At 58.9% G+C, this 23076-nt stretch carries 23 protein-coding genes and 3 pseudogenes; 12 read left to right on the top strand and 14 right to left on the bottom strand.

The window, feature by feature from the left end:
- Positions 1–40: 40 nt before the first annotated feature.
- Genes AC0L8N_RS16030 through AC0L8N_RS16010 form a run of 5 tightly spaced genes read left to right on the top strand, consistent with a single transcriptional unit; the run spans position 41 to position 3958 of the window.
- Positions 41–1006, top strand: coding sequence for an AAA family ATPase (locus tag AC0L8N_RS16030; protein ID WP_473670197.1), 966 nt, complete (start codon positions 41–43; stop codon positions 1004–1006).
- Positions 978–1988 carry a DUF58 domain-containing protein gene (locus AC0L8N_RS16025; protein ID WP_473668979.1) on the top strand — a complete coding sequence of 337 codons (1011 nt, stop codon included), beginning with the start codon at positions 978–980 and terminating at the stop codon, positions 1986–1988. The genes AC0L8N_RS16030 and AC0L8N_RS16025 overlap by 29 nt, the downstream gene beginning before the upstream one ends.
- A complete protein-coding gene (locus AC0L8N_RS16020; protein WP_473668977.1) occupies positions 1985–3178 on the top strand; it encodes a TgpA N-terminal domain-containing protein in 1194 nt (397 codons plus the stop codon). Before AC0L8N_RS16025 ends, AC0L8N_RS16020 begins: the two co-directional genes overlap by 4 nt.
- Positions 3114–3650 (top strand): transglutaminase-like domain-containing protein, encoded by a 537-nt coding sequence (locus tag AC0L8N_RS16015; protein WP_473668975.1) that lies wholly within the window; start codon positions 3114–3116, stop codon positions 3648–3650. The genes AC0L8N_RS16020 and AC0L8N_RS16015 overlap by 65 nt, the downstream gene beginning before the upstream one ends.
- Positions 3617–3958: a DUF4129 domain-containing protein gene (locus AC0L8N_RS16010; protein ID WP_473668973.1), complete on the top strand. Its 342-nt coding sequence runs from the start codon at positions 3617–3619 to the stop codon at positions 3956–3958. The genes AC0L8N_RS16015 and AC0L8N_RS16010 overlap by 34 nt, the downstream gene beginning before the upstream one ends.
- Here AC0L8N_RS16010 and AC0L8N_RS16005 read toward each other — a convergent pair.
- From AC0L8N_RS16005 to AC0L8N_RS15980, 6 genes and pseudogenes are all read right to left on the bottom strand, one after another.
- Positions 3955–4455, bottom strand: coding sequence for an MFS transporter (locus tag AC0L8N_RS16005; protein ID WP_473668971.1), 501 nt, complete (start codon positions 4453–4455; stop codon positions 3955–3957). The genes AC0L8N_RS16010 and AC0L8N_RS16005 overlap by 4 nt on opposite strands.
- A gap of 85 nt (positions 4456–4540) precedes the next feature.
- Positions 4541–5059: pseudogene (locus tag AC0L8N_RS16000) on the bottom strand (MFS transporter); the annotation flags it as partial.
- 263 nt (positions 5060–5322) lie between these two features.
- Positions 5323–6904 (bottom strand): annotated as a pseudogene (locus AC0L8N_RS15995) (peptide chain release factor 3).
- 94 nt (positions 6905–6998) lie between these two features.
- Entirely contained in the window at positions 6999–7184 is a 186-nt protein-coding gene (locus AC0L8N_RS15990; protein ID WP_473668969.1) for a GNAT family protein, read from the bottom strand.
- A gap of 4 nt (positions 7185–7188) precedes the next feature.
- Complete coding sequence (locus tag AC0L8N_RS15985) at positions 7189–8184, bottom strand: GNAT family N-acetyltransferase (RefSeq protein ID WP_473668967.1); 996 nt, start codon at positions 8182–8184, stop codon at positions 7189–7191.
- A gap of 51 nt (positions 8185–8235) precedes the next feature.
- A complete protein-coding gene (locus AC0L8N_RS15980; protein WP_473668965.1) occupies positions 8236–8859 on the bottom strand; it encodes a phosphatidylserine decarboxylase in 624 nt (207 codons plus the stop codon).
- Between the two features lie 249 nt (positions 8860–9108).
- On the opposite strand from AC0L8N_RS15980, the gene AC0L8N_RS15975 reads away from it, so the two are divergent.
- Entirely contained in the window at positions 9109–10806 is a 1698-nt protein-coding gene (locus tag AC0L8N_RS15975; RefSeq protein WP_473668963.1) for a proline--tRNA ligase, read from the top strand.
- 37 nt (positions 10807–10843) lie between these two features.
- Positions 10844–11410, top strand: coding sequence for a lytic transglycosylase domain-containing protein (locus AC0L8N_RS15970; protein ID WP_473668961.1), 567 nt, complete (start codon positions 10844–10846; stop codon positions 11408–11410).
- 21 nt (positions 11411–11431) lie between these two features.
- Here AC0L8N_RS15970 and AC0L8N_RS15965 read toward each other — a convergent pair whose 3' ends face one another.
- Positions 11432–11740 carry an acylphosphatase gene (locus AC0L8N_RS15965; RefSeq protein ID WP_473668959.1) on the bottom strand — a complete coding sequence of 103 codons (309 nt, stop codon included), beginning with the start codon at positions 11738–11740 and terminating at the stop codon, positions 11432–11434.
- Between the two features lie 7 nt (positions 11741–11747).
- Complete coding sequence (locus tag AC0L8N_RS15960; RefSeq protein ID WP_473668957.1) at positions 11748–12065, bottom strand: DUF4398 domain-containing protein; 318 nt, start codon at positions 12063–12065, stop codon at positions 11748–11750.
- 144 nt (positions 12066–12209) lie between these two features.
- Here AC0L8N_RS15960 and arsC point away from each other — a divergent pair, with 144 nt between their 5' ends.
- Positions 12210–12569 (top strand): arsenate reductase (glutaredoxin), encoded by a 360-nt coding sequence (arsC, locus tag AC0L8N_RS15955; RefSeq protein WP_473668955.1) that lies wholly within the window; start codon positions 12210–12212, stop codon positions 12567–12569.
- Positions 12566–13163: pseudogene (wrbA, locus tag AC0L8N_RS15950) on the top strand (NAD(P)H:quinone oxidoreductase). Before arsC ends, wrbA begins: the two are co-directional and overlap by 4 nt.
- A gap of 7 nt (positions 13164–13170) precedes the next feature.
- On the opposite strand, the gene hda reads toward wrbA, so the two are convergent.
- The 4 genes from hda to AC0L8N_RS15930 form a co-directional block, all read right to left on the bottom strand.
- Entirely contained in the window at positions 13171–13851 is a 681-nt protein-coding gene (gene hda / locus AC0L8N_RS15945; RefSeq protein ID WP_473668953.1) for a DnaA regulatory inactivator Hda, read from the bottom strand.
- On the bottom strand, positions 13848–14924 hold the full coding sequence (locus AC0L8N_RS15940) for an AI-2E family transporter (RefSeq protein WP_473668951.1): 1077 nt from the start codon (positions 14922–14924) through the stop codon (positions 13848–13850). The genes hda and AC0L8N_RS15940 overlap by 4 nt, the downstream gene beginning before the upstream one ends.
- A 10-nt stretch (positions 14925–14934) precedes the next feature.
- On the bottom strand, positions 14935–15480 hold the full coding sequence (locus AC0L8N_RS15935; protein ID WP_473668949.1) for a CDP-alcohol phosphatidyltransferase family protein: 546 nt from the start codon (positions 15478–15480) through the stop codon (positions 14935–14937).
- 116 nt (positions 15481–15596) lie between these two features.
- A complete protein-coding gene (locus AC0L8N_RS15930) occupies positions 15597–16718 on the bottom strand; it encodes a DUF2066 domain-containing protein (protein ID WP_473668947.1) in 1122 nt (373 codons plus the stop codon).
- Between the two features lie 128 nt (positions 16719–16846).
- Here AC0L8N_RS15930 and purM point away from each other — a divergent pair, with 128 nt between their 5' ends.
- Together purM and purN are read left to right on the top strand one after the other, a co-directional pair.
- On the top strand, positions 16847–17866 hold the full coding sequence (gene purM / locus AC0L8N_RS15925; protein WP_473668945.1) for a phosphoribosylformylglycinamidine cyclo-ligase: 1020 nt from the start codon (positions 16847–16849) through the stop codon (positions 17864–17866).
- 5 nt (positions 17867–17871) lie between these two features.
- Positions 17872–18522 (top strand): phosphoribosylglycinamide formyltransferase, encoded by a 651-nt coding sequence (purN, locus tag AC0L8N_RS15920; RefSeq protein ID WP_473668943.1) that lies wholly within the window; start codon positions 17872–17874, stop codon positions 18520–18522.
- A 6-nt stretch (positions 18523–18528) separates the two neighbouring features.
- Here purN and dcd read toward each other — a convergent pair whose 3' ends face one another.
- Positions 18529–19095: a dCTP deaminase gene (dcd, locus tag AC0L8N_RS15915; RefSeq protein ID WP_473668941.1), complete on the bottom strand. Its 567-nt coding sequence runs from the start codon at positions 19093–19095 to the stop codon at positions 18529–18531.
- Between the two features lie 90 nt (positions 19096–19185).
- Positions 19186–20280 carry an iron-sulfur cluster carrier protein ApbC gene (gene apbC / locus AC0L8N_RS15910; RefSeq protein ID WP_473668939.1) on the bottom strand — a complete coding sequence of 365 codons (1095 nt, stop codon included), beginning with the start codon at positions 20278–20280 and terminating at the stop codon, positions 19186–19188.
- 377 nt (positions 20281–20657) lie between these two features.
- Here apbC and AC0L8N_RS15905 point away from each other — a divergent pair, with 377 nt between their 5' ends.
- Positions 20658–23039, top strand: a complete 2382-nt coding sequence (locus tag AC0L8N_RS15905; protein ID WP_473668937.1) for a HEAT repeat domain-containing protein — start codon at positions 20658–20660, stop codon at positions 23037–23039.
- Positions 23040–23076: the final 37 nt, after the last annotated feature.

The raw sequence follows: 23076 nt of genomic DNA, 5'->3' as shown, positions 1-23076 counted from the left end.
GACCATGGGCACATTATTGAACTGACAGGGTCTGGTGAGCATGCAGCGCGACAATACGCTCGAAAAACTGCCACTCGGAGCGGATGCCCGGCGTGACGCTATCGCCCGCGCCCGCGCCAGCCTTGCCACGATTATTCTCGGCAAGGACGACGAAATCGCATTGGCGCTGTCCGCCCTGCTGGCTCGCGGCCATTTGCTGATCGAAGATTTACCCGGCCTAGGCAAGACCATGCTGGCACAAGCACTCGCACAGGTACTGGGCCTCAGTTACCAGCGCATACAGTTCACCAGCGACCTGCTCCCTGCCGACATCATCGGCGTATCAATCTACCGCCAGAACAAAGGCGAATTCGAATTCCAGAAAGGCCCGGTGTTTTCGCAGCTGGTCCTGGCCGACGAGGTCAACCGGGCAACGCCGAAAGCGCAAAGCGCGTTGCTGGAAGCGATGGAAGAACAGCAGATCTCGGTGGATGGAAAAACGCTGGCATTGCCGCAGCCGTTCTTTGTCGTCGCCACGCAGAATCCGTCCAGTCAAATAGGCACGTTCCCGTTGCCCGAGTCACAGCTTGACCGGTTCATCATGCGTCTCGCACTGGGCTACCCCAGCGAGGAACACGAACGAGAGTTACTGACAGGCGCTGACCGCCGCAGCATGCTTCCCAACATCGAAGCAGCAATGTCACCCGACACGTTGCTCGCACTACAAATCGAAGCCAGCAAGATGCACATGAGCGACGCACTCGTCGATTACATACAGGCGCTGGTGCGGTTTACCCGCGAATCACCCGATATCGAAACTGGCTTATCGCCACGTGGCGCGCTGGCGCTGGCAGCTGCATCGAAAGCACACGCTTTGATTCAAAACCATGCCGGCGTATTTCCCGACGATGTTCAGGCAGTGTTCGTGCCGGTAGCCGGACACCGTCTCAAACTTGCCAGCGGCTCCAATTATGCGCACGCGGGTGAACTGAGTCGTCATGTCCTCGATTCCGTGGCCATTCCCTGAGGCGCTGAGCCCGCGTCACCTTCGCGAGCGCTTGTCGGCACGCGTGCTGCACTGGGCACGCAAACGGCAGGGGCTCGATCCCCACACCACCACACTGTCATCGCGTCGCATCTACATTCTGCCGACCGCTATCGGCCTGATCTTTGCATTGACCGCGTTCGCGATGCTGCTCGGCTCGATGAACTACAACAACAATCTGTCATTTGTGCTGACCTTCATGCTGGTGGCGCTTGGTTTCGTCGCGATGCACCAGTGCCAGCGCAACCTGGTCGGCCTGAATATCAGTTTCGCCGGCGTTGAGCCGGTGCATGCCACACGACCTCTGGAATTTCGCATTGCCGTACACAACCGCTCAAAGAGCCGGCGTTACAACGTGCAAATTTACGATGGGCGTATCGTCAGCGAGGTGCGTGATATTCCTGCCGGAGAAAGCCGGGTATTCCGCCTTGAATACCCGACCCGCACACGCGGTCGCATGGCCGTGCCGCGGTTTGGAATCCGCAGTAATTTTCCTTTCGAGATGTTTCGCGCCTGGAGCTGGTTGCACATGGACCTTGAAGCGCTGGTCTGGCCTGCACAAGCAAGCGACGTTCCTCCGCCTCCGGCAGCGCTGACGGCCACCGGCCATCGGCAACACGACGCACGCGGCGAGGAAGACTTCGCCGGATTGCGTCGCTACAGCGACGGCGATTCGCCACGCCACGTTGCCTGGAAAGCGTACGCGCGCAGCGGTGAATTGTTGTCCAAACAATTTGCCGGTGCTGACACAAGCAGCCAATGGTTCGACTTCGACACGCTGGACAGTTCGGATACCGAACTGCGACTGTCTATCCTGACCCGCTGGGTGGTGGATGCGGAACTGATGCAACGAGACTACGGTTTGCGCTTGCCAGGTCATGTATTCCCGCCAGCACACGGCGACGCGCAACGTCAGGCTTGTTTGCGCGCTCTGGCTTTGTTCAACAACGGGCATTCGTCATGAGCCGGCGCATGGGTACTGACGGTTCATTGCTTGCCAGCCTGCCCTGGACGCTGCTCGCGCTCACCTTCTCACTGCTGCCGCATATTCCGTTTCTGCCGATCTGGATTACGGTCGCCTTCATCGTTTGTGCCGGCGGACGCTGGCTGGTCGAGTTGCGGCGCTGGCGCTTGCCACCAGCGTGGATGCGCATCGCCTTATCGCTAGCCTGCTTCATCGGTGTGCTCGCCTCGTACGAAGCCGTAAGTGGCGTCGGTCCCGGTTCTGCCTTGCTGGCCATCATGGCCGGATTGAAGTTGATGGAGACTCGCCAGCGACGCGACCAGTTCGTGCTGTTGTTCATCAGCATATTCCTGGTCATGGCCGCGTTGCTCCGCGAACAGCATTTGTGGTCGCTGTTGTATTTGTTCATCGCCTTACTGATAACAATGACGGCGTGGTTACAGATGGCGACGCGCGAACACCGCCGTCTCAGTGATAGCTTGCGTACCAGTGCGCGACTCATGCTGTACAGCGCGCCGTTGATGCTGGCGATGTGGGTATTTTTCCCGCGTATTGCCACACCCTTCTGGGCGGTTCCCATCGACACCAGCGCGGGCACGACCGGTTTGTCCGACACCATGAGCCCCGGCGACATCAGTTCCTTGTCACTGTCGGACGCGCTCGCGTTTCGTGTGCAGTTTGCGGATGCCGTGCCGGCTCCCCGCGACCGCTACTGGCGCGGGCTGGTTCTGCACCGTTTCAATGGACGTAGCTGGGCCGGCCTGGAGGCCACGCCGGACTGGGGCGCACGTAAACGAATCGAGTACCTTGGTGAACCGGTCTCCTATTCAGTCACGATGGAGCCAACGGGCCAGCAATGGGTATTTGCACTGGATATTCCTTACGAGGTGTCTCTGGAGCGAACCTTCATGGGGCCGCAACAGCAATTAGCCCGACCACAACCTATTGATCAGCGCATCGCTTACACCGCCGTTTCCTACCCGCGCTACCGAATTGATCATACTGCGGGTCGGCTGCCCAGAAGCTGGTACATGTGCCTGCCCGAAAACAGCAATCCGCGCACGGCGCAGCTGGCTCTGCGACTGGCGCGCACAAGCCGGCACCGATCAGGCATTTATCGACACGGTGCTGCGGCGCTTTCACGAGCAGGAATATTTCTACACGTTGCAACCGCCTGCGCTCGGCCGTGATTCGGTCGATGAATTCCTGTTTGAATCCCGCCGTGGTTTCTGCGAGCACTACGCGTCAGCGTTCGCGGTAATGATGCGCGCCGCGGGCATTCCCTCGCGGGTTGTGCTGGGCTATCAGGGGGGTGAAATCAGGAACCCGCTTGGCAATCACCTGATCGTGCGCCAGTCCGACGCCCACGCCTGGACCGAAGTATGGCTGCCGCAACGTGGCTGGGTGCGGGTTGATCCTACCGCTGCCGTTGCGCCGGAGCGTATCGAGTCCGGCATGTCCGGTGCGATGATCGACGGCACAGGCGCGAGCTGGGGCCTGAACGCACCGGCCGTGTGGCTGCATCGGCTAACCCTGACGTGGGACGTACTCAATGCGCAATGGAACGACTGGGTGCTGGGCTACGGTCCCGACAAGCAGTTGAAGTTTCATGCATTCTCGGCCTCGGCATGGATAGCCCTGACTGGCAGAAGACGATCCTGACCCTGATCGGCATCGTCATGTTGCTCATCGCATTGATCAGCCTGTTGCTGGTCTGGCGCTATCGACCACCTGCCACTGACGCTGCGGCGCAGCTTTACGCGCGCTTCGTTCGCAAAGTGGGCGTACAACCGGCGCGTGGTGAAACGCCTCTCGAATACGCAGAGCGCTTGAAAGGCAGCGACCAAGCCGACCCGCAGGCGGTGGATACCGTCACAGCGCTGTACTTGCGATCACGTTACAGCAGTGACGCTGACTCCGCGTTGCCGCAACTGGCGACGGCCGTCAAGAAATACCGCAACGGCGGCTAGGCGCTCTCCTCAGCCGCCAGTGCCTCGGGTTCAGATACGCGCAACAGCATAAGCGCACCGCCGATAAACAGCGGCAGCAACGGAATCAGCAGAAATTTCGGATCATCGGAGAGCAACACTCCGAGGCCAACCAATAACGGCCCGAGGACGTGCGCCAGCTTCGTCAAGGTATTGTAGAAGCCAAAGAACTCACCGGATTTTTCCACCGGTATCAACCCCGCGTACAACGATCGACTCATGCCCTGCACACCACCCTGCACCATGCCTATCGCAATGGCCATCACGTAAAACTGCCGGACGTTTTCCAGGAACACGGCCCAGCAAGCGACAACAATGTACACACTGAGCCCGATGTACAAGGCCCGTCTCGGTCCGATGCCATGGCCGATATAACCGTAAGCCAGCGTTGCCGGAAAGCCGGCAAAATTGGTGATCAGCAAGGCGCTGACTAAATCTGCCTGACTGAACCCGAGTCGCTGGCCGAAGTTGAGGGCCATGACGATGACAGTGGTACGCACCACCGATGTAGAGAAAGTACGCCGCAAGAAACCGGGTTGCCTGTCGGTAACGGCGCAAATCCTGAAAGGTCAGGGCGAGCGCACGATAAGCATCGCGGATAACACTACTGCTGGTCTCACGAACGTTGCGGTGCTCTTTGACCACAAACATCAGCGGCAAGACGAACAGCAACCACCAGATGCCCGCTGACACAAAAACGAAGCCCATTACGGCAGTCGTGTCCGCGAAACCGAAACTCGCTGGTGCCCTGAGCATTGCAACGTGCAACGTCAGCAGCAATGCACTGCCGAAGTAGCCCAGTGAAAAACCGAGCGCGGAAACCGCGCTGTAGTTACGCGGCCCGGTAACATCAACCAGCAAGGAATCGTAGAACACGTTGGCGCTGTAGTAGCCGATCGACGCAATCACGAACAACAACAAGGCGACTGGCCATTCGCCTGCGCCAACCAGACCAAGTGCTGCCGTTGCAATTGCGCCCAGTACGACGAACAGCAACAGAAAACGCTTGCGAAATCCGCCACTGTTCGGCAACTGCGCCCAGCACGGGTGCAAGCAGGAATACGGCCAGACTGGCCACGGCATTCGCACTGGACAGGCGACCGGTAACCACAGCGCCGTCATCGCCCGCGCTCCAGTGACTGCCCAGCGCCAGCGGGAACAACACGGCGAGGACGCTTAAAGCGAACGCCGAACTACCGCAGTCGTACAGTGCCCACGGCAGACAGAGTGTCGGTTCAGCAGTTTGCCGGACAGTTGCCTGATCTCCCGCACAGGAAAGTGGAAGCGAAAAGTGTACAGACTTGCGTGTCGGCCGCGGGTACTTTTTCTGCGGAATTCCGCCTCGTTCAGTATTCCCGGGTCGCGCGGAAGCGGATATCCGGCCAGCGCTCTACCGTCAGGCTGAGGTTCACCCGAGTCGGCGCGATGTAAACCAGGCTGTTGCCGTGATCCAGTGCCAGGTTATCGTGCGCTTTGCGCTGAAATTCGGCCAGCATTTTTTCATCGTCGCATTCCACCCAACGCGCCGTGGCAACGCTGATAGTCTCAAACAAGCAGGTCACCTTGTATTCATCGGCAAGACGATGAGCAACGACGTCAAACTGCAGCGGCCCTACAGCACCGAGAATCAGGTCGTTGTTGCGCATGGGCTTGAAGAGCTGAGTCGCGCCCTCTTCGCACAACTGCGCCAGACCTTTTTGCAATGCTTTCAGGCGCAGCGGGTCCTTCAATACGGCTCGACGGAAAATCTCCGGAGCAAAACTGGGGATGCCCGCAAACTTGATGTCTTCACCCTGCGAAAAACTGTCGCCGATGTTGATCGTGCCGTGATTGTGGATGCCGATAATGTCGCCGGCGTACGCGTGTTCTGTGTGCTGACGGTCGGCTGCCATGAAGGTGATTGCCTCAGGAATTTTCATTTCCTTGCCGCTGCGCACGTGCAGCACCTTCATGCCTTTCTGAAACTCACCGGAACAAATTCGCATGAAGGCAATTCGATCGCGGTGCCCGGGGTCCATGTTCGCCTGAATCTTGAAGACAAAACCGGTGAGCTTGTCTTCGTGGATATCCACTACACGCTGCTCGCTCTCTCGATTACGCGGTGGCGGCGCATGCTCAACGAACTCGTCTAGCAATTCACGGACACCGAAGTTGGAGATCGCCGAGCCAAAAAATACGGGCGACTGTTTCGCCGCAAGGTAGTCGTCAATATTAAGTTCGGGGCACGCTCCGCGAACGAGCTCAATCTCTTCGCGAAAAGCATCCGCCTCATCGCCCAGCACCGCCGACGCTTCCGCCGAATCAAGGCCATCGATAACCTCGATTTGCGAGGCTTTCTGCCGACCTGCCTGCGTGTACAGGTATATCCGGTCCTGCAACAGATGGTAGACGCCTTTAAGCGAGCGTCCCATGCCGATGGGCCAGGTAACCGGAGAACATTCGATGCCGAGTACTGATTCGATCTCGTCCAGCAAGTCCACCGGTTCGCGACCTTCACGATCAAGCTTGTTAATGAAGGTCATGATCGGCGTGTCCCGCAAGCGGCAGACTTCCATCAATTTGACTGTTCGTTGCTCCACACCTTTCGCGCAGTCGATCACCATTAGCGCGGAGTCGACTGCGGTCAATGTCCGGTAAGTATCTTCCGAGAAGTCTTCGTGGCCAGGTGTATCCAGCAGATTGACGATTACGTTCCTTGTATGGGAACTGCATCACCGACGAGGTAATCGAGATACCGCGCTGCTGTTCCAGCGCCATCCAGTCCGAGGTAGCGTGCCGGCTCGCCTTGCGACCTTTGACGGTACCGGCAAGCTGAATAGCGCCGCCGAACAGCAACAGCTTCTCGGTCAGCGTGGTCTTGCCCGCGTCAGGGTGCGAGATAACGGCAAACGTGCGACGTTTGTCTGCTTCGTTGGAAAAGGACGACATAGAAAGGAGGCGCCGCAAAAGGCTGCGAAGTGTAGCTCAGGTGCCCGGCAACGACCAGAGGCTGACCGCGAGACCAACCGGTGGCGGACCTGACCTAGCGAGTGCCAAAGCGCATCGACAGGACCTCGGCATCTTCACGGCCGTCCCGCGACTGGTAGTACGCGGCTCGCCGGGCGATACGATGAAAGCCCCTCTTGCGGTACAAAGCGATCGCGTTCGTGTTCGAAGGCCGAACCTCCAGAAAAACTTCCTTGACCTCGGCGTAGCGGGCACGGGACAACACCTCATCCAGCAGAGCGACCGCCGCCGTAACCGAGCGAACGGAACATGGGGTCGACGCACAAGTTCAGCACGTGAGCCTCGCCTGCCGCGATGGACAGGATCGAGTAGCCGGCCAGCCTGTCACCATGTTCCAGAACCACACAGCCATAACCTGCGAGCAGACAATCGCGAAACACGCCGTGGCTCCACGGGAACTCGTAGCTGCGGCGTTCTATGTCAGACACGAGTGGCAAGTCATCGTGCGCCATCGATCGCAGAGTGACCGGCATTTCCTCGGCTCGGGAAATCACGCCGTGAGGTCCCGTAACAGGGGCTCGCGTCGCACACAGGTCCTGCCAGGCTTTGCGTTTGTCCGAGGGTGTGCGTAACAGATACGCCGGATGGTAAGTCACGATGACAGGTATGTTTGCTGACGCCAGCTCCAGCCGCTGACCACGCATACGTCCCAGCGGCAAGCTGTTACCCAGTAGTTGCTGCGCGGCAATGCGGCCGACGGCAAGTATGACTTTTGGTTGCAGCAGATTAATCTGGGCGTCGAGATAACGGCGGCAACTTGCAGCCTCGCTGTCCTGCGGATCGCGATTGCCGGGCGGCCGGCACTTCAGAATGTTCGCAATGTAGACAACCTTCCGCTCAAGGCCGATGGCGCGCAGCATTTCATCCAGCAATTGCCCCGCCTTGCCGACGAAGGGCTCACCACGTCGGTCTTCTTCCGCGCCCGGCGCTTCGCCGACGACCAACAAATCTGCGTTCGAACGGCCAACTCCAAAGACCGTTTGCGTTCTGCCCTTGTGCAGATCGCAGCGCGTACACGCCGCTACCGCTTGTTGCAGCGCGGCCCAGTCGGTGAGCGGAACATCATCGACAGAGGTTTCAGCCGCCGATTCAGCCGACTCTTCCGGGTCCTGATCATACTCGCCAGCGCGCGATCGCCACGGAGTAATCCCGAGTGCATCGAGATAGGCCAGTCGGTCCGATTCTGTAATAGCGCTGCTCATCAAGGCAATTCTGCCACGAGTCTCCGGGACTTGCTCAATAGTGCATTGCGGCTATGGCGCGAGCCGGGCTATGAGGTCGGCACCGGCCCGGACCCGCTGGCCCGATTCAACCAACACCCGACTGTCGCGCGGAACCCGTACTTCAGCAAAGCGCGTCAGGCGCAGATAGGCGCAACGCTGGCCCTGGCCTATACGCTCGCCATAGCGTGCAAAAGCGCGCGGTGCGAGACCGAAGCGATGACCGTGAAACTGCAGCAATACGTCCGCGCCCTCGTCGGTGCGCATCCACAAGCCACTGCTGCTCACCGCTGGCTGACCATCAGGCAGGTTGCAGCTCAGGTCCATCACCGTGCCCTCGGCCGGGCAACGGGCGGTGTACGGCCCGAAGCTGTCGACTCGAATAAGTATCTGTTGAACGTCGCCGTGTTCTGCTCCGCAATCCACCGTGCCTGTTTCCACCACCGTGCCATCGACCGGGCTAACCACACCGAGCGGTGCCGGCGGGATGGGACGTCGTGGATCGCGAAAAATGCAGTACAGCCAGACGCTGATCAGGGCGATCGGCAGTACGTACTGCCAGCCGCCAAGATTGAAAGCCAGGATGAGCAAGGCCAGACTCGCCAGCAAGTAAGGCAGGCCCTCGCGAGCAACGAATGGATTACGGCGTCCTTTCAAGTCTCAACAGTTCCTTTGCGAGTGCGGCACAGTGACCTGGAGCAGCGCGGGCCTCGTCACGGCGTGCGTCGGCGGGTCCAAACCTCACTTCGCTAAAAATTTGTCCTGCAGTGGCCCGCGAGTGTGCAAGATGGTGCATTTCCGCACAAGGGCATGGCAGATTCCGGTGCTTATTCGTGCGGCAGCCGCAGATTGGCCGGGCTCTCGTGTAGAATACCGCCGCTATTTGCTACCCAGACACTGATACCTATGCGTTTTTCTGAATTAGGGCTAACCACGCTCAAAGAAGTGCCGGCAGAAGCCGAAATTGTCAGCCACCAGCTGATGCTGCGGGCCGGTCTCATTCGCCGCTTGTCCTCCGGCCTGTTCACCTGGATGCCGCTGGGCTTGCGCGTTTTGCGCAAAGTCGAAGCCATCGTTCGCGAAGAAATGGATCGCGCCGGTGCACTTGAGGTGCTGATGCCCGCAGTGCAGCCGGCAGAGTTGTGGCAGGAATCCGGACGCTGGGACCAGTACGGCTCCCTCTTGTTGCGCATGCAGGATCGACACGATCGCTCGTTTTGTTTCGGACCGACGCACGAAGAAGTGATCACTGACGTCGCTCGCCGTGAGTTAAAGAGCTACCGGCAACTGCCCGTCAATTTTTATCAGATCCAGACCAAATTCCGGGACGAAATCCGGCCGCGCTTCGGTGTCATGCGGGCACGCGAATTCATCATGAAGGACGCGTACTCCTTCGATATCGACCATGACGGACTGGTCGAGAGTTACCGGCGCATGCACGTCGCCTACACCGCTATCTTTGAACGGCTCGGCCTCCGGTTTCGCGTGGTCGATGCAGACAGCGGTGAAATTGGCGGCAGTCGCTCGCAGGAATTTCACGTGCTTGCCGATTCGGGCGAAGATGCCATCGCCTGGAGCGAAACCGATAATTACGCATCGAATATTGAAACGGCGGCGACGCTGCGCCCCGTCGCTGCAGCGCCGGCAGCCAGCAAAGAGCTGCAGTCCGTCAGCACCCCGGGCGCGCGCACCATCGAAGAGATTTGCAAACGACTGAAAGTTGAACCGCAGCAGACGATCAAAACGCTGATTGTCCAGGGTGAGGACGGTCCGGTGGCGCTGGTGCTGCGAGGTGATCACGAATTAAACACGATCAAAGCCAGCAAGCTGGCCGGAGTCTCCACGCCGGTTGAAATGGCCGAGGCAGAGGCAGTCCGTGCGGTCACTGGTTCCGAGCCTGGTTTCGCCGGCCCGATTGGCCTGACTATTCCCGTCTATTTCGATCACGCTGTGGTCGCCATGAGCGACTTTGTTTGCGGTGCCAACGAAAGCAACACGCACCTTACTGGCGTGAATTTTGGCCGCGACCTGCCGCTCCCGGAAACACACGATCTGCGAAATGTAGTCGAAGGCGATCCGGTGCCGGGTGGCAAAGGCACAATCAGCATTGCGCGCGGCATCGAAGTCGGCCATATTTTTCAGCTCGGAACAAAATACAGCGAAGCCATGCGCGCAACCGTACAGGATCAGGATGGCAACGAAGTGCCGATGGCCATGGGTTGCTATGGTATTGGCGTCACGCGGATTGTCGGTGCGGCCATCGAACAGAACCACGATGAGAACGGCATCATCTGGCCTGACCCGTTGGCGCCGTTCGACGTCGTGCTGGTCCCCATTAACATGCACCGCTCCGACGATGTAAGGGTTGCCGCCGAAGCGCTGTACAACGAATTGACCGCCTCAGGCAAAGCAGTGCTGTTCGATGATCGCGATGCGCGCCCGGGTGTGAAGTTCGCGGATGCGGAACTGATTGGAATTCCACACCGCCTGGTCGTCAGTGACCGTGGACTTGCCAATGGCGAACTCGAGTACCGGCATCGCCGTGATAGCGAAGCGCGGCTCCTGAAACGTGAAGCGGCTCTCGACATTCTGCTGAAGGGCTGATTAGGCTCGTGGGTTCTGCCATGACTCAGTACCCGTAATGTTTGCACGATTGCTACTAACAGTACTGTTGGCGATACCGGTCCTCGGCGCTGCAGCGGACGATGCCCAGCCCGATCCGGTGCTGCGCGATCTGCTTCGCGAGGCTGCCGGTGCTGCCGACAGTTTCCCTGACCGCTTCGACGCCATAGTCTGGCTGACGGACATGTCGCGGCGTCTGGCACCGCAGGTGAAGGACCCGGAAGAGCGAATTCAGATACTGAAGCGTGTGCATTTCGAAGCCACCCGAGCGGATTTGCCGCCGGAACTGGTGCTGGCCGTCATCGACATAGAGAGTAACTTTGACCGCTACGCGATATCGGTGGCAGGCGCTCAGGGTCTGATGCAGATCATGCCGTTTTGGCTGAATGAAATCGGCCGGCCCAACGACAACCTCATCCACATCGACACCAACCTGCGGTTCGGCTGCACGATACTGCGCTACTACCTCGACATGGAAAACGGTGACCTGGTGCGCGCCCTTGGCCGCTACAACGGCAGTCTGGGCAAACGCAAGTACCCGAACAAGGTCATCGACCGCCTGCGACTGAAGTGGTTTCGAAGCTGAATCGCTGGCCTCTCGCGCCGATCAAGCAATCGTGAACGCGTCAATCTCTTCAAAGGGCCGGGACTCGGACGCGACGCCGGTAACCGCTGCCATGGGCGGCCCCTCATGCAACCAACCATCCAGTTGCGCCAAAGCGTCGCAACTACCGCACGCCAGAACTTCTACCGAACCATCCGACAGATTCTTTGCGTAACCGCCGAGGCCAAGATCGCGGGCGGTCGTCTGAGTGCTGGCGCGAAAGAACACGCCCTGTACGCGGCCAGTTACGCGAAACAGCTGGCAGGCATGATCGTCCTGCGCTGATAAAGAACTGCCTTTTGTGGCTGACACGGTGGTATCAGTTTGAATCCGGACGCCGCGGCTGGTCCGGTGCGCGATCCGCGATACTGAGCGCATGAATAGCACTGTTCTTGGCTTGCAAGGCGTCCCGCTTCGCCTGTGCATAAGCCCGCCGGCTCAACTTTCGTTGCGCACTGGCCAAATAGGTTTCGGCTTCGCGCAGTTCGATGGCAGCACGGTCTTCGGCACCCGCTTCACGAGCGACGGCGATGGCCTGACGGGCATCGCTCATTTCCTGCACGGGCGGGCCTGTTTCACAGGCCGAAACGAAAAACGCCAATACCAGCCACCAGCCGCGCCCCAAAAGGCCAGCCATGACACGGGTCGAATTGCTTGATGTCTTTGAATGCACCGCGAAAAGCTAGCAGGCGGCGCTTGTAACAGTCAAGCGGCTGACGTCGCCGGGCGTCACTGCTAAAGTGGCCCAGCGCAAATTGGCCCACCCGTAACGAGTAAGCCCATGACCCTGACGATCTACCACAACCCGCGCTGCTCCAAATCGCGGAACACACTCGAATTGATAGAAGGACGCGGAGTAACACCCGTCATCGTGCCTTACCTCGACGACGCACTGAGCGCCGCGACGATCCTCGGTCTCGCCAAAGCCTTGTCATTACCGGTCAAAGCAGTCCTGCGCACCGGCGAACAGGAGTACAAGGACGCTGCTGCCAGTCTCGATATCAACAACGATCAGGCCCTGGCTGAATGGCTGGAACAGCATCCGCGTGCGCTGGAACGACCGATTGTTATCGACGAACACAGTGGCCGGGCCGTAATCGGCCGACCGCCCGAGAACGTCCTGACACTGCTGCCGAAATGAACGACATACTCGTTGTCTATTACTCGCGTAACGGGGCCACTGCCGCACTTGCGCGCGAAGTATGCCGGGGCATAGATTCCGTCGAGGGCTGCAATGCCCGCTTGCGCACCGTCCCTGCCGTTTCGGCAACGACCGAGGCCAGCGAAGACAGCGTGCCAGCGGAAGGACCGCCGTGACGCCACCCTTGATGACCTGCGGGAATGTTCAGGGCTGCTCCTTGGCAGCCCGACCCGCTTCGGCAATATGGCCGCCGCACTGAAGTACTTTCTCGACGGCACTTCGGGCTTGTGGCTGAACGGCGATCTGGTCGGCAAACCGGCCGGGCTGTTTACCTCGACCTCAACGCTGCACGGCGGTCAGGAAACCACCCTGCTCAGCATGGCCTTGCCACTCATGCACCACGGCATGCTGATCACCGGCATTCCGTTTACCGAGGCTGGCCTTGGCACGACGGAAAGCGGTGGCACGCCCTATGGCGCCTCGCACGTCAGCTGGAATCGCAAAGCTGACAGCCTGAGCGTTGATGAAAAACAACTGGCCGCTGCCCTGGGTAGCCGCATCGCCAGCATTGCCGCAAAGCTGGCTGCAGACTAGCCAGGAATTAACCCGGCATCACCGTCTTGACGAAAGGCACCGTAAGGCGACGTTGAGTGCGCAAGGCCTCGGCGTCGAGGTGATCCAGCAATTTGTACAGACTGGCCATGTCACGTCGGCTGCGGCTCAACATGTAGCGCGCGGTTTGATCCGGCAATTCCAGACCACGGTGTCGGGCGCGCATTTGCAAGGCTCTCGCGAGCTCGTCTTCATCGAGTGTGCTGAGCTGGAATACGGCAAGCTGGGAGAAGCGGCTTTGCAAGTCAGCAAGTTCGAAGCCGCTCTCGCGAACCGTCGCACGACTTGCCAGCACCAGGGTTCCGCGTGCATCGCTCAACTGATGCCAGAAATCGAACAGCGCATGTTCCCAGGCAGGCTGACCGGCCACCTCCGTGATGTCGTCAATGCAAACCACCGGTCGCGACGCCATACCCTCCAGCATGCCGGGCCCTGCCTCGGCAACGTCCTGCAGGGGCAAGTACACTGAGCGATCGCCCATGCGTTCACACACCGCTTGCAATAAATGTGTCTTGCCGCTGGTAGCGGGGCCGCTCAACCAGCAGCCCGGCGTTTCGGCAGCGCCGACCAATTCCTGCAGATAAGCAACGGCGATTTCGTTTCCTGCGTTCCAGAAACTGTCGAAGACCGCGTAGTCAGCGGTCCGCAGTGGCAGTGCAAGCTGACTCAAGAGGCTGAATCCCCGAGATCAGCAATGATCCGCGCGTCCGGATGATCGGCGAGGTAACGGCCGTACATGAACTTGACCAACACCGACAATACCGCGGCTGCCGGCAGCGCGAGCAGGATGCCGAAGAAACCAAACAATTGACCGCCGGCTGCCACTGCGAAGATGACGATGACCGGGTGCAAGCCAATTCGGTCACCGACGAGTTTCGGCGTCAGGAAAGAGCCTTCTATCATTTGCGCGATGGAAAAGGTCGCGATGACCCCCACCAGCCGCAACAGCGGGTCCGGCTCCATAACCACCGTCAGCGCGGCCAGTGCTATGCCAATCACAAAGCCGAGGTAAGGCACGAAACTGACCAGGCCGGCAACCACGCCAATGGCGATGGCGAATTTGAGGCCGACCAGACTGAGCCCCACCGCGTAGATGATGGCCAATGAAATCATCACCAGAATCTGGCCTCGCAGAAATGCGCCGAGGACATCGTCGGTTTCGCGGGCCAGTTGATACACCGTTTCCCGGTTGCGGGCGGGCACAAGCGAACCGAAGCGCGCCATCATCGTGTCCCAATCGCGCAGCAGGTAGAACGTCAGAATCGGGATCAAGAACAAACTGATTACCGCCGCGGCCAGCGCACCGCCGGAGCGAGACAGGGACAACAGAATTTTGGCACCCCAGGAGCCGGCCATGTCCCGGTAGCGATCCAGGAATGCAGCGATACCGACATCGTCGCCCGGCTCGACACCGATGAAGCCTGATATTTTCGGCAGCCATACCTGTTCGGCCTGCGCAATGATGCCGGGCAAGGCGTCCAGTAGCGCGCCCACCTGAGTCTGGATCAGTGGCACTACCAATAGCAGCAACAGCGCCAGGCAAATCAGCGTCAGCACGAACACGGCGACGACGGCCATAGTTCGCGGCAAGCGCAGGGTTTGCAGACGGTCTGCCAACGGGTCACCGATATAAGCGAGCAAGGCAGCCGCTACGAACGGCGTGAGGACCGGTGCCAGCAGCCACAGTAACCACCCTGTCAGCGCGATGGCGATCAGCCAGTTCAATCGATTGTCTGCTTTCATAAATATCCTGTTATGTGTGTCCGCGTGCGCGCTGAGACCACGACCAAACGTAGTCAATGCCACTGACGACCACGGTCACCAGCACGCATGCACCGAGCACGGTAATGCTGACCTCCGGCGGCCAGCCCAGCGCTGCACGACAAAGGACGAACAGCACCAGCAACAACTCCAGTGCCGTATTGAGTTTGCTGATGCGGGTCGGTTCGCCTTGCACGGGCCGCACCAGAAAATTGTAGGCCGTTGCACCGCCCACAATCACCACATCCCGCAGTATGACGATAACGGCCAGCCAGAGCGGAATCAGTCCGGCAAACACCAGCATGACAAACACGCCAGCGACCAGCAGCTTGTCGGCGATGGGGTCGAGCAAAGCGCCGAGCCGGCTGTGCCAGCCATAGCGCTTGGCCAGAAAACCGTCCATCCCGTCTGAGAATCCCGCAAGCAAGAATAACAACAACGCCGGCAGATAATGCTCTTCCGCGAGCAGCCACAGGATCGGTATCACCAGCGCGATACGCATCATCGAAATTGCGTTAGGTATCCATCGGAAGCTCATGTTTCAACAATCTTTTTCTAGATTTTAAAACGGCGCTGATTGAACCCGCACTGCCGTTACTGAGAACCCGGATCCAACCTGTCGAAGCCACCCAAGGTATGCGTCGTAAGTCTTTGTTATTGCGTCAAACCCACAGATGGCCGGTAGTCGTAGGTCAGCGCAGCAGTCGATCGTGAGGTCGCAATACCTGAACCCGTCGTTGTTAGCGTTGCCCGCGCCAGTTCCGCGCGCAAGTCGAGCACAGCTGCCAGACGCCGGGCTCCGCCATTGATATCAACCGAGTAACGAATCTGGTCACCACTGACTTCCGCAACGGTATAAGCCGCCACCATATCAAGACCGTCCACCAGACCTTGCACGACTGCGAACGCACTGGCGGAATCCACGTTGGCAATACTGAGCGATACGGTCTCGATCCCGGCACTACCCGCAAAAGCGAACTCTCCGGCCAGCGAGTCGGCCAGCAAGTGGATTGCATCCTCGGCCTCGCCGGTCCATTGCCGTTGCTGGGCACCGACGGTGTAATTCCAGCGATTGCGGTCAACCGCATCGGCGCGCAAACGTCCCACCAGAATAGAGCTGGAACCGTACGCCCGGGATGCCTCCATCAAGCGTTCATTGAAGCCGCCCCAAACATCGCTGAAACTGATGCTCTCGTCATCCGGCGCCAGTGTTGGAAACACAACGGGCACACCGCGTGCTCGCGCGACACGCTGAATCCGGTCGCGCAACGCCTGGGCACGATCAACCACACCGGGCAACGTACGAACAGCACGGGCCGGCGCCGCCTGCAACAATTCGCGCTCGCCCAGGCCCCAGTCCACCGCGACCCACAAGACGGTCAAAGGCCGGTCATTGCCCCATACCGGCATCGAGGAACGCCGCAACACATCTTCTATTGCCGTACCGTCCAGCATGACCCACAGGGAGTTGTCCTCGCCCGGCCGGTATTGCAGTACGTAACGTGCCGGGTTCGGAAACAACGCATTCAATTCCGGCGAAAACGCCGCATCCTCAGAGCCGGTTACCCGGATCAGAACCTGCTGCAACGCGCGCTGGTAAGCGGTTTCGCGCGAATCAGGGTCATTGGGGTCGACCGGCACTTCGGCACTGTACAAGTCCTCCACTTCGACGGCTGATACAGGACCCGCGACCAACAGCAGCAGCGTAAGCAGCAAAGCACTGATGCCGCACTTGCCGTGTCGCATCGCGGGCGTATTCATAAAGTTATTCAACATGGTGATTTCCCGGAGACGGGGTCTGGCTAATGGTGGTTTGGATAATTAGGCACTATTATATCGCCCTTGCAAGAATTACCACCGCTTAGCGCACCCAGTGTGACTACAGCCCGCACCCGCGAGCCTACATGACCCGCAAACCTCTGACCTACCGCGACGCCGGCGTTGATATCGATGCTGGAAATTCTCTCGTTGAACGTATCAAGCCCCTCGTGGCGCGCACCCGGCGACCCGAAGTGCTGGCCGGGCTCGGTGGCTTTGGCGGCTTGTTCGCGCTGCCACCGGACCGCTACCGGGAGCCTGTTCTCGTATCCGGTACTGACGGTGTCGGCACCAAGCTGATGCTGGCGCAACAACTCGGCAGCCACGACACAATCGGCATTGATCTCGTCGCAATGTGCGTGAATGATGTTTTAGTTACCGGCGCTGAGCCTTTGTTTTTTCTCGATTATTTTGCCTGCGGAAAACTCGATATCGAGGTTGCGGCGGCCGTCGTCGCGGGCATCGCGGAGGGTTGCCATCAAGCCGGCGCAGCGCTGATCGGCGGCGAGACGGCCGAGATGCCGGACATGTACCAACCGGGCGAATACGATCTTGCCGGCTTTTGTGTCGGCGCCGTAGAACGCGCTGAGCTGATTGACGGCAGCACAATCAGCGCCGGCGATGCGCTGGTTGGTATCGCCTCCAGCGGCCCGCATTCCAACGGCTACTCGCTGATCCGGAAAGTGCTCGAGGTTACCGACAACCACGACATCGACGGGGAGGACGCCAAGCGCTTGCTGATGGCGCCAACCATTATTTACGTCAAACCTTTGCTCGCGCTCGGCAAAGCCGTGACGCTCAAAGGCCTGGCGCACATCACCGGCGGCGGCCTCACAGAGAACGTACCTCGAATCCTGCCTGAGAACGTGCACGCCGAGATCAAGGTCAACAGCTGGCAGCAAGGGCCGGTGTTTGACTGGCTGGCGGCCGGCGGCAATATCGACACCGGCGAGATGCGGCGAACCTTTAACTGCGGCGTCGGCATGGTCGTCGTGGTCAGTAGAGACGAGGCCGCGAAAACGGTCGAAACGCTGCAGAACGACGGCCTGAAGGCCTGGGAGCTTGGTGAGGTTGCATCGGGCGCGGGCGAGGTACGCTACGTTTGAGTGCCATGCCGGGCAAAAAGGCCGTCGTCCTAATTTCCGGCGGCGGCACCAATCTGCAGGCATTTATCGACGCGGCCAAACAGGGCGAGCTGGACTTTGAGGTCTCGATGGTTATCAGCAACCGGCCGCAGGCTGGCGGGCTGGCGCGAGCGCAGGACGCCGGTATCGACACCCGCTGCCTGCCGTCGAAAGGCTTTAGCGACCGTGCAGCTTACGACCGGACACTGGCAGCCGAACTCGACCGGTTAACACCCGACCTGATCATTCTGGCGGGCTTCATGCGGATCCTCAGCGCGCCGTTCGTCGGCCGTTACGCCGGGCGCATCCTGAACATACACCCGTCATTGTTGCCGCTGTACCCAGGCCTGCACACCCATGCCCGCGCGCTTGCTGCCGGTGACAGTGAGCACGGCTGCACGGTGCACTTTGTGACGGAAGAACTGGATGGTGGGCCGCCGATTCTGCAAGGTCGGGTAGCAATTGAACCCGGCGATAGCCCCGAAACGCTCGCGGCGCGGGTGTTGCGGGTCGAACACCAGATATACCCTCGCGCAGCAAACCTGTTCGCCAACGGCCGGATCACCTACCGCGATGGCCAGTGCCTGCTCGACAACGAAGTTCTGCGCAAGCCCCTCTTGCACCCGGACTCGCTGTAGCAGCAATCAGGCTTTGGGTAAGGTCACGCCCCGCTGCCCCTGGTACTTGCCACCCCTGTCTTTGTAGGACGTTTCGCAGACCTCATCGGACTCGAGAAACAGCATCTGTGCCACACCTTCGTTCGCGTAAATCTTGGCTGGCAGCGGCGTGGTATTGGAAAACTCCAGCGTGACGTGTCCCTCCCACTCCGGTTCCAGCGGCGTGACATTAACGATAATGCCGCAGCGCGCGTAGGTGGATTTACCGAGACAGATCGTGAGGACGTTGCGCGGAATCCTGAAATATTCCACCGTTCGCGCCAGCGCGAATGAGTTAGGAGGGATGACGCACACGTCACTGGTCTTATCGACGAAGCTGGATTCATCGAAATGCTTGGGGTCCACAATCACGGACTCGATGTTCGTGAATACCTTAAATTCATTGGAGCAGCGAACGTCGTAGCCGTAGCTGGAAGTTCCATAGGAGACAATCCGGCCCTTATCCGACTCACGAACCTGGGTCGGCGCGAACGGCTCTATCATGCCGTGCTCTTCTGCCATCTGCCGTATCCAGCGATCCGATTTAATACTCATTTAGTCCACTCTGTCCTGATAGTTCCAACCTGAAACGGCGTGCGTGCATTTGCCCTGGCAGCAAGTCATGGCCGCCTCGCTGGTTGCCCGCTAGCTGTTTTCTACAACGATATTGGGAAATTTACTGCTGTAGTCCCTGCCCTGCATCGCCAGTCGTGCCGCCATCCGGCGGGCCGTTCGTCGGTAGGCGTCGGCCGCGCTGCTGTCGGGGTCGGAGACTATCGTTGGTCGGCCACTGTCTGTTTGCAGGCGTATACCCATCTCCAGCGGCAACTGACCGAGCAAGTCCAGGTCATAGGTATCGGCCATTTGCTGCCCGCCACCACTGCCGAACAACGGCTCTTCATGACCGCATTGACTGCACACGTGGGTACTCATGTTTTCAATGATGCCAAGCACCGGCACCGATACTTTGCGGAACATTTGCAAACCCTTGCGCGCGTCCAGCAATGCAATGTCCTGTGGTGTGGTGACGATAACCGCGCCACTAACCGGCACCTTTTGCGACAACGTCAGCTGGATATCGCCGGTACCAGGTGGCATGTCGACAATCAGGTAATCCAGGTCTCCCCAGCGCGTCTGGGTCAGCAACTGATTCAAGGCCTGGGTCACCATCGGGCCGCGCCAGACCATCGGTTGATCCGGGTCGATCAGGAATCCAATCGACATGACTTCGATTCCGTGCGCGGTCAACGGCTGCATCGTCTTGCCGTCTTCACTTAATGGACGTTGCCCTGCCAACCCCAGCATCGTGGGCTGACTGGGACCGTAAATGTCGGCGTCCAGGATACCCGTGGCAGCACCGTCGGCAGCCAACGCCAGCGCCAGATTGACTGCAGTTGTCGATTTGCCCACGCCACCCTTACCCGACGCGACCGCAATAATGTTGCGGACGTTCCCCAGTGGTTTCAGGTTGGGCTGCACGCCGTGCGCGACGATGCTGCTCGAAATCGTCACCGCGATCTGGGCGCCAGCGACCGCCTGTCGCGCAAGGTCGGTAACAAATTCCTGCAAACGACTCTCGAGTTTGCTGGCTGCAAACCTGAGTTTGATGTCGATACACACACGGGACGCACCGAATTCAGTAATGCGGACCTGCCCCACATCGGCCAGCGCATAGCCGATCTCCGGTACTACCGCGGCGCTAATCGCGTCTTTCAGCTCTGTTTCTGCCGACAATGTCACACTTCACAGTTATGGATTAGGTAAAATTGCGCACTGCCGATAGCGGCCCGCGCAAGGGGCGCACATTGTAGCGAAGGAATCGGCGAATTGATCCCCCCACTTTCGCGGACGCGGCGTAAACACCGCTTCATTGGCCCTGACGACCAATGTGGCATAATGCCGTCAAGACGAAACAGAGACAGCGATGGGGGGCCACGGCCTCGCTGATCCTGTACCGCCCGCGGGGCGCGACGCAACACTGGACTTACGGCACAGATGCTGAGAGCAAAAAATAACTGGCGTGCAAGTATCCGTACTGCCCGCTGCGCTGCGGTGCGCTCGATCGCCAACAACGAGAATCACGGCTCATTGATGTCGCCGTGCGCGGATCGCTGCCGGTGAAGTTACTCGGGGGGTTCAGAGCCGATCAGCTGCTCAGTGCACTCAGCACCGAGCAGGATATGGACTCGCCGTCCGCACAACGCAGCATCGAAAAGCTAAAAAACCTGGGCCCCAAAGCAATCCCCAAGACCATTGATGCGCTCGCGATGTGCGACCGCACGCACATGATGGTGTTCGTCGATATCCTCGCCAGCTACGTCAACGACAAGACACTCAAGTTTTTTCGGGAAGGTCTTGCGGACGGTGGTGAGCGAGTAATCTCCGGCACCGCGTGGGCACTGTCCAGCAGCAACAACTACAACCCCAATGCGCTGCTCGATTTCCTCGATGATCCGGAAGTGTCGAAACCGGCACTCATCGAAATTCTCAAGGTGCACAAGCAAAGCCTGAATGTTTACGAGGTGCTGCGGCGTGCGTACGAGCTAGAACCGAAAGAAAAGGCTGCACTCTTCAAAATTATTGAAGACATAGCAACGGAAGAAATCGTCCCTGACCTGATCAATCGCATGGGGGGCAAAGACCCTGTCATCAAGATTCACCTGATCAGCCTGTTGGCAAAATTCAAAGGCACGCAAATCAACCAGGCGCTGGAAATGCAGCTTGGTGACGGCCACAAGATGGTGAGATCAGCCGCACTCGGCGCACTCGCCCGACGGAAAGGCGACGTCGATATTCGCAAGGTTTCGAAATTATTACTTGACCCGGATCTCGATGTACAAGGCAAGGCGGTCGAAGTCCTTATCAACATGAATCACCCAGATACGGTGCAACATCTGCTGCCGGCACTGAAAGACGAGTCGGAATACACCCGCCGTGCCGCCGTTGAAGTGCTCAACGAACTCGCGGACCCCGATTCAGTAAAACACCTGCTTGACGCGATCAAAGACGACGACTGGTGGGTACGTTCCCGCGCGGGCGATGCACTGGGTGAAATCGGCGGACCGAAAGTGGTTCAGTCAGTGATCCGACTTATCAATGACAAAGACGAAGATATCCGGCGCACGGCTATCGAAATTCTGAATTCGACCAAGGACGAGAGCGCCGTTGCGCAGCTCATGGTAGCCACCGACGACTCAGACTGGTGGGTCCGCGAACGTGCCGTGGATGCGCTCTCGCAGATCGGCAGCAAGCAGGCTGTGCCGAAACTGATCGCGATGCTCGGTAAAGACAAGAAGATGGACACGGTACTGATACGTGCGCTGGGCAAGCTGGGCGATCACGACGTTATCGACCACATTGTCCCACTGCTCGCTAAGGGCGAGCGTGACGTGCAGGTCGAAGCCATCAAAGCCATCGCCCATCTGGCCGATGAAAAGCGCGCCGAGACCGTGCGCAATGCGCTTGAAAAGATCAAACAGTCCAGTGACAAGACAATCATCAATAGCGCCGACGCCGCAATTAAAGAAATCGATGCCCGTTTTTCACCGTCGATTATCGAAGAAAATGTGCGCGCCGAAAAAATCGTCGACCAGACAAAAACGCTGCTTATCGAGAGCGAGGATATCGACAGCATCATTCAGGCTGGCGGCCCGCAGATTCTCGATATCTCGACGCTCGAACCGGGCACGGTCATAGACGGTCGTTACAAATACATCGAGAAAATCGGCAAAGGCGCTTTCGGCACCGTACTGCTCATGCAGGACCAGGTGGTCGACGAGCGTTTGATTCTCAAGTTCCTGAACCCGAACGTCTCATCTGACGAAGAAATGATGAAACGCTTCGTTCACGAGCTGCGCTACTCGCGGAAAATCACGCACCGCAATGTCATCCGAATCTATGACTTTCTGCACTTGCAGGGTTGCTACGCGATCTCGATGGAATATTTCCCATCGCACACGCTCGGCGGTGAAATCGTCGACAACAAGCCGATGGACTTCAAACGTGCGTTGCAGTTCTCGCTGGATATGGCAACTGGTATGGCCGTGGCGCACCAGGCCGGTGTTATTCACCGCGACCTGAAACCGGCCAACATTCTTATCAACAACGAATCGCTGCTTAAGATCGTGGACTTTGGCGTCGCCGCCGCCGCCAGCAGTGGCGACACGCAGTTGACCAAGACCGGTTACGTCATCGGCTCTCCCAAGTACATGGCACCGGAACAGATTCTCGGCAAGAAGGTCGACGAAACCGCCGACATTTACAGTATCGGCGTCATCATGTACGAAATGCTGACCGGTATTCCGCCCTATTCCCGTGGCGACCACATGTCGGTCATGTACCAACACGTTCAGGGCAAAGCGCGCCTGTGCCAGGAAGTAAACAAGAAGATTCCCGATGATTTTGCCGCCCTCGTCGGCAAGGCCATGTCGGTCGACAAGTCCAAGCGTTACCAGTCAATGAACGACCTGATCGACGCTCTCAACTCACTGGAATTATAAGAAAATGTGCACCAGGGCACTGGTGCTGGCTGGAAAA

The sequence above is a fragment of the Woeseia sp. D3-10 genome, assembly GCF_055809415.1.
The sequence above is the reverse complement of the archived record's forward strand: the minus strand, read 5'-3'. Positions and strand labels throughout refer to the sequence as shown.

Coding starts and splice junctions, on each gene's coding strand:
- AC0L8N_RS16030 (WP_473670197.1), top strand. CDS start 41: ATGCAGCGCGACAATACGCTCGAAAAACTGCCACTCGGAGCGGATGCC.
- AC0L8N_RS16025 (WP_473668979.1), top strand. CDS start 978: ATGTCCTCGATTCCGTGGCCATTCCCTGAGGCGCTGAGCCCGCGTCAC.
- AC0L8N_RS16020 (WP_473668977.1), top strand. CDS start 1,985: ATGAGCCGGCGCATGGGTACTGACGGTTCATTGCTTGCCAGCCTGCCC.
- AC0L8N_RS16010 (WP_473668973.1), top strand. CDS start 3,617: ATGGATAGCCCTGACTGGCAGAAGACGATCCTGACCCTGATCGGCATC.
- AC0L8N_RS16005 (WP_473668971.1), bottom strand. CDS start 4,455: ATGGCCCTCAACTTCGGCCAGCGACTCGGGTTCAGTCAGGCAGATTTA.
- AC0L8N_RS15985 (WP_473668967.1), bottom strand. CDS start 8,184: ATGAGCAGCGCTATTACAGAATCGGACCGACTGGCCTATCTCGATGCA.
- AC0L8N_RS15975 (WP_473668963.1), top strand. CDS start 9,109: ATGCGTTTTTCTGAATTAGGGCTAACCACGCTCAAAGAAGTGCCGGCA.
- AC0L8N_RS15970 (WP_473668961.1), top strand. CDS start 10,844: ATGTTTGCACGATTGCTACTAACAGTACTGTTGGCGATACCGGTCCTC.
- AC0L8N_RS15960 (WP_473668957.1), bottom strand. CDS start 12,065: ATGGCTGGCCTTTTGGGGCGCGGCTGGTGGCTGGTATTGGCGTTTTTC.
- arsC (WP_473668955.1), top strand. CDS start 12,210: ATGACCCTGACGATCTACCACAACCCGCGCTGCTCCAAATCGCGGAAC.
- AC0L8N_RS15940 (WP_473668951.1), bottom strand. CDS start 14,924: ATGAAAGCAGACAATCGATTGAACTGGCTGATCGCCATCGCGCTGACA.
- AC0L8N_RS15935 (WP_473668949.1), bottom strand. CDS start 15,480: ATGAGCTTCCGATGGATACCTAACGCAATTTCGATGATGCGTATCGCG.
- AC0L8N_RS15930 (WP_473668947.1), bottom strand. CDS start 16,718: ATGTTGAATAACTTTATGAATACGCCCGCGATGCGACACGGCAAGTGC.
- purM (WP_473668945.1), top strand. CDS start 16,847: ATGACCCGCAAACCTCTGACCTACCGCGACGCCGGCGTTGATATCGAT.
- purN (WP_473668943.1), top strand. CDS start 17,872: ATGCCGGGCAAAAAGGCCGTCGTCCTAATTTCCGGCGGCGGCACCAAT.
- dcd (WP_473668941.1), bottom strand. CDS start 19,095: ATGAGTATTAAATCGGATCGCTGGATACGGCAGATGGCAGAAGAGCAC.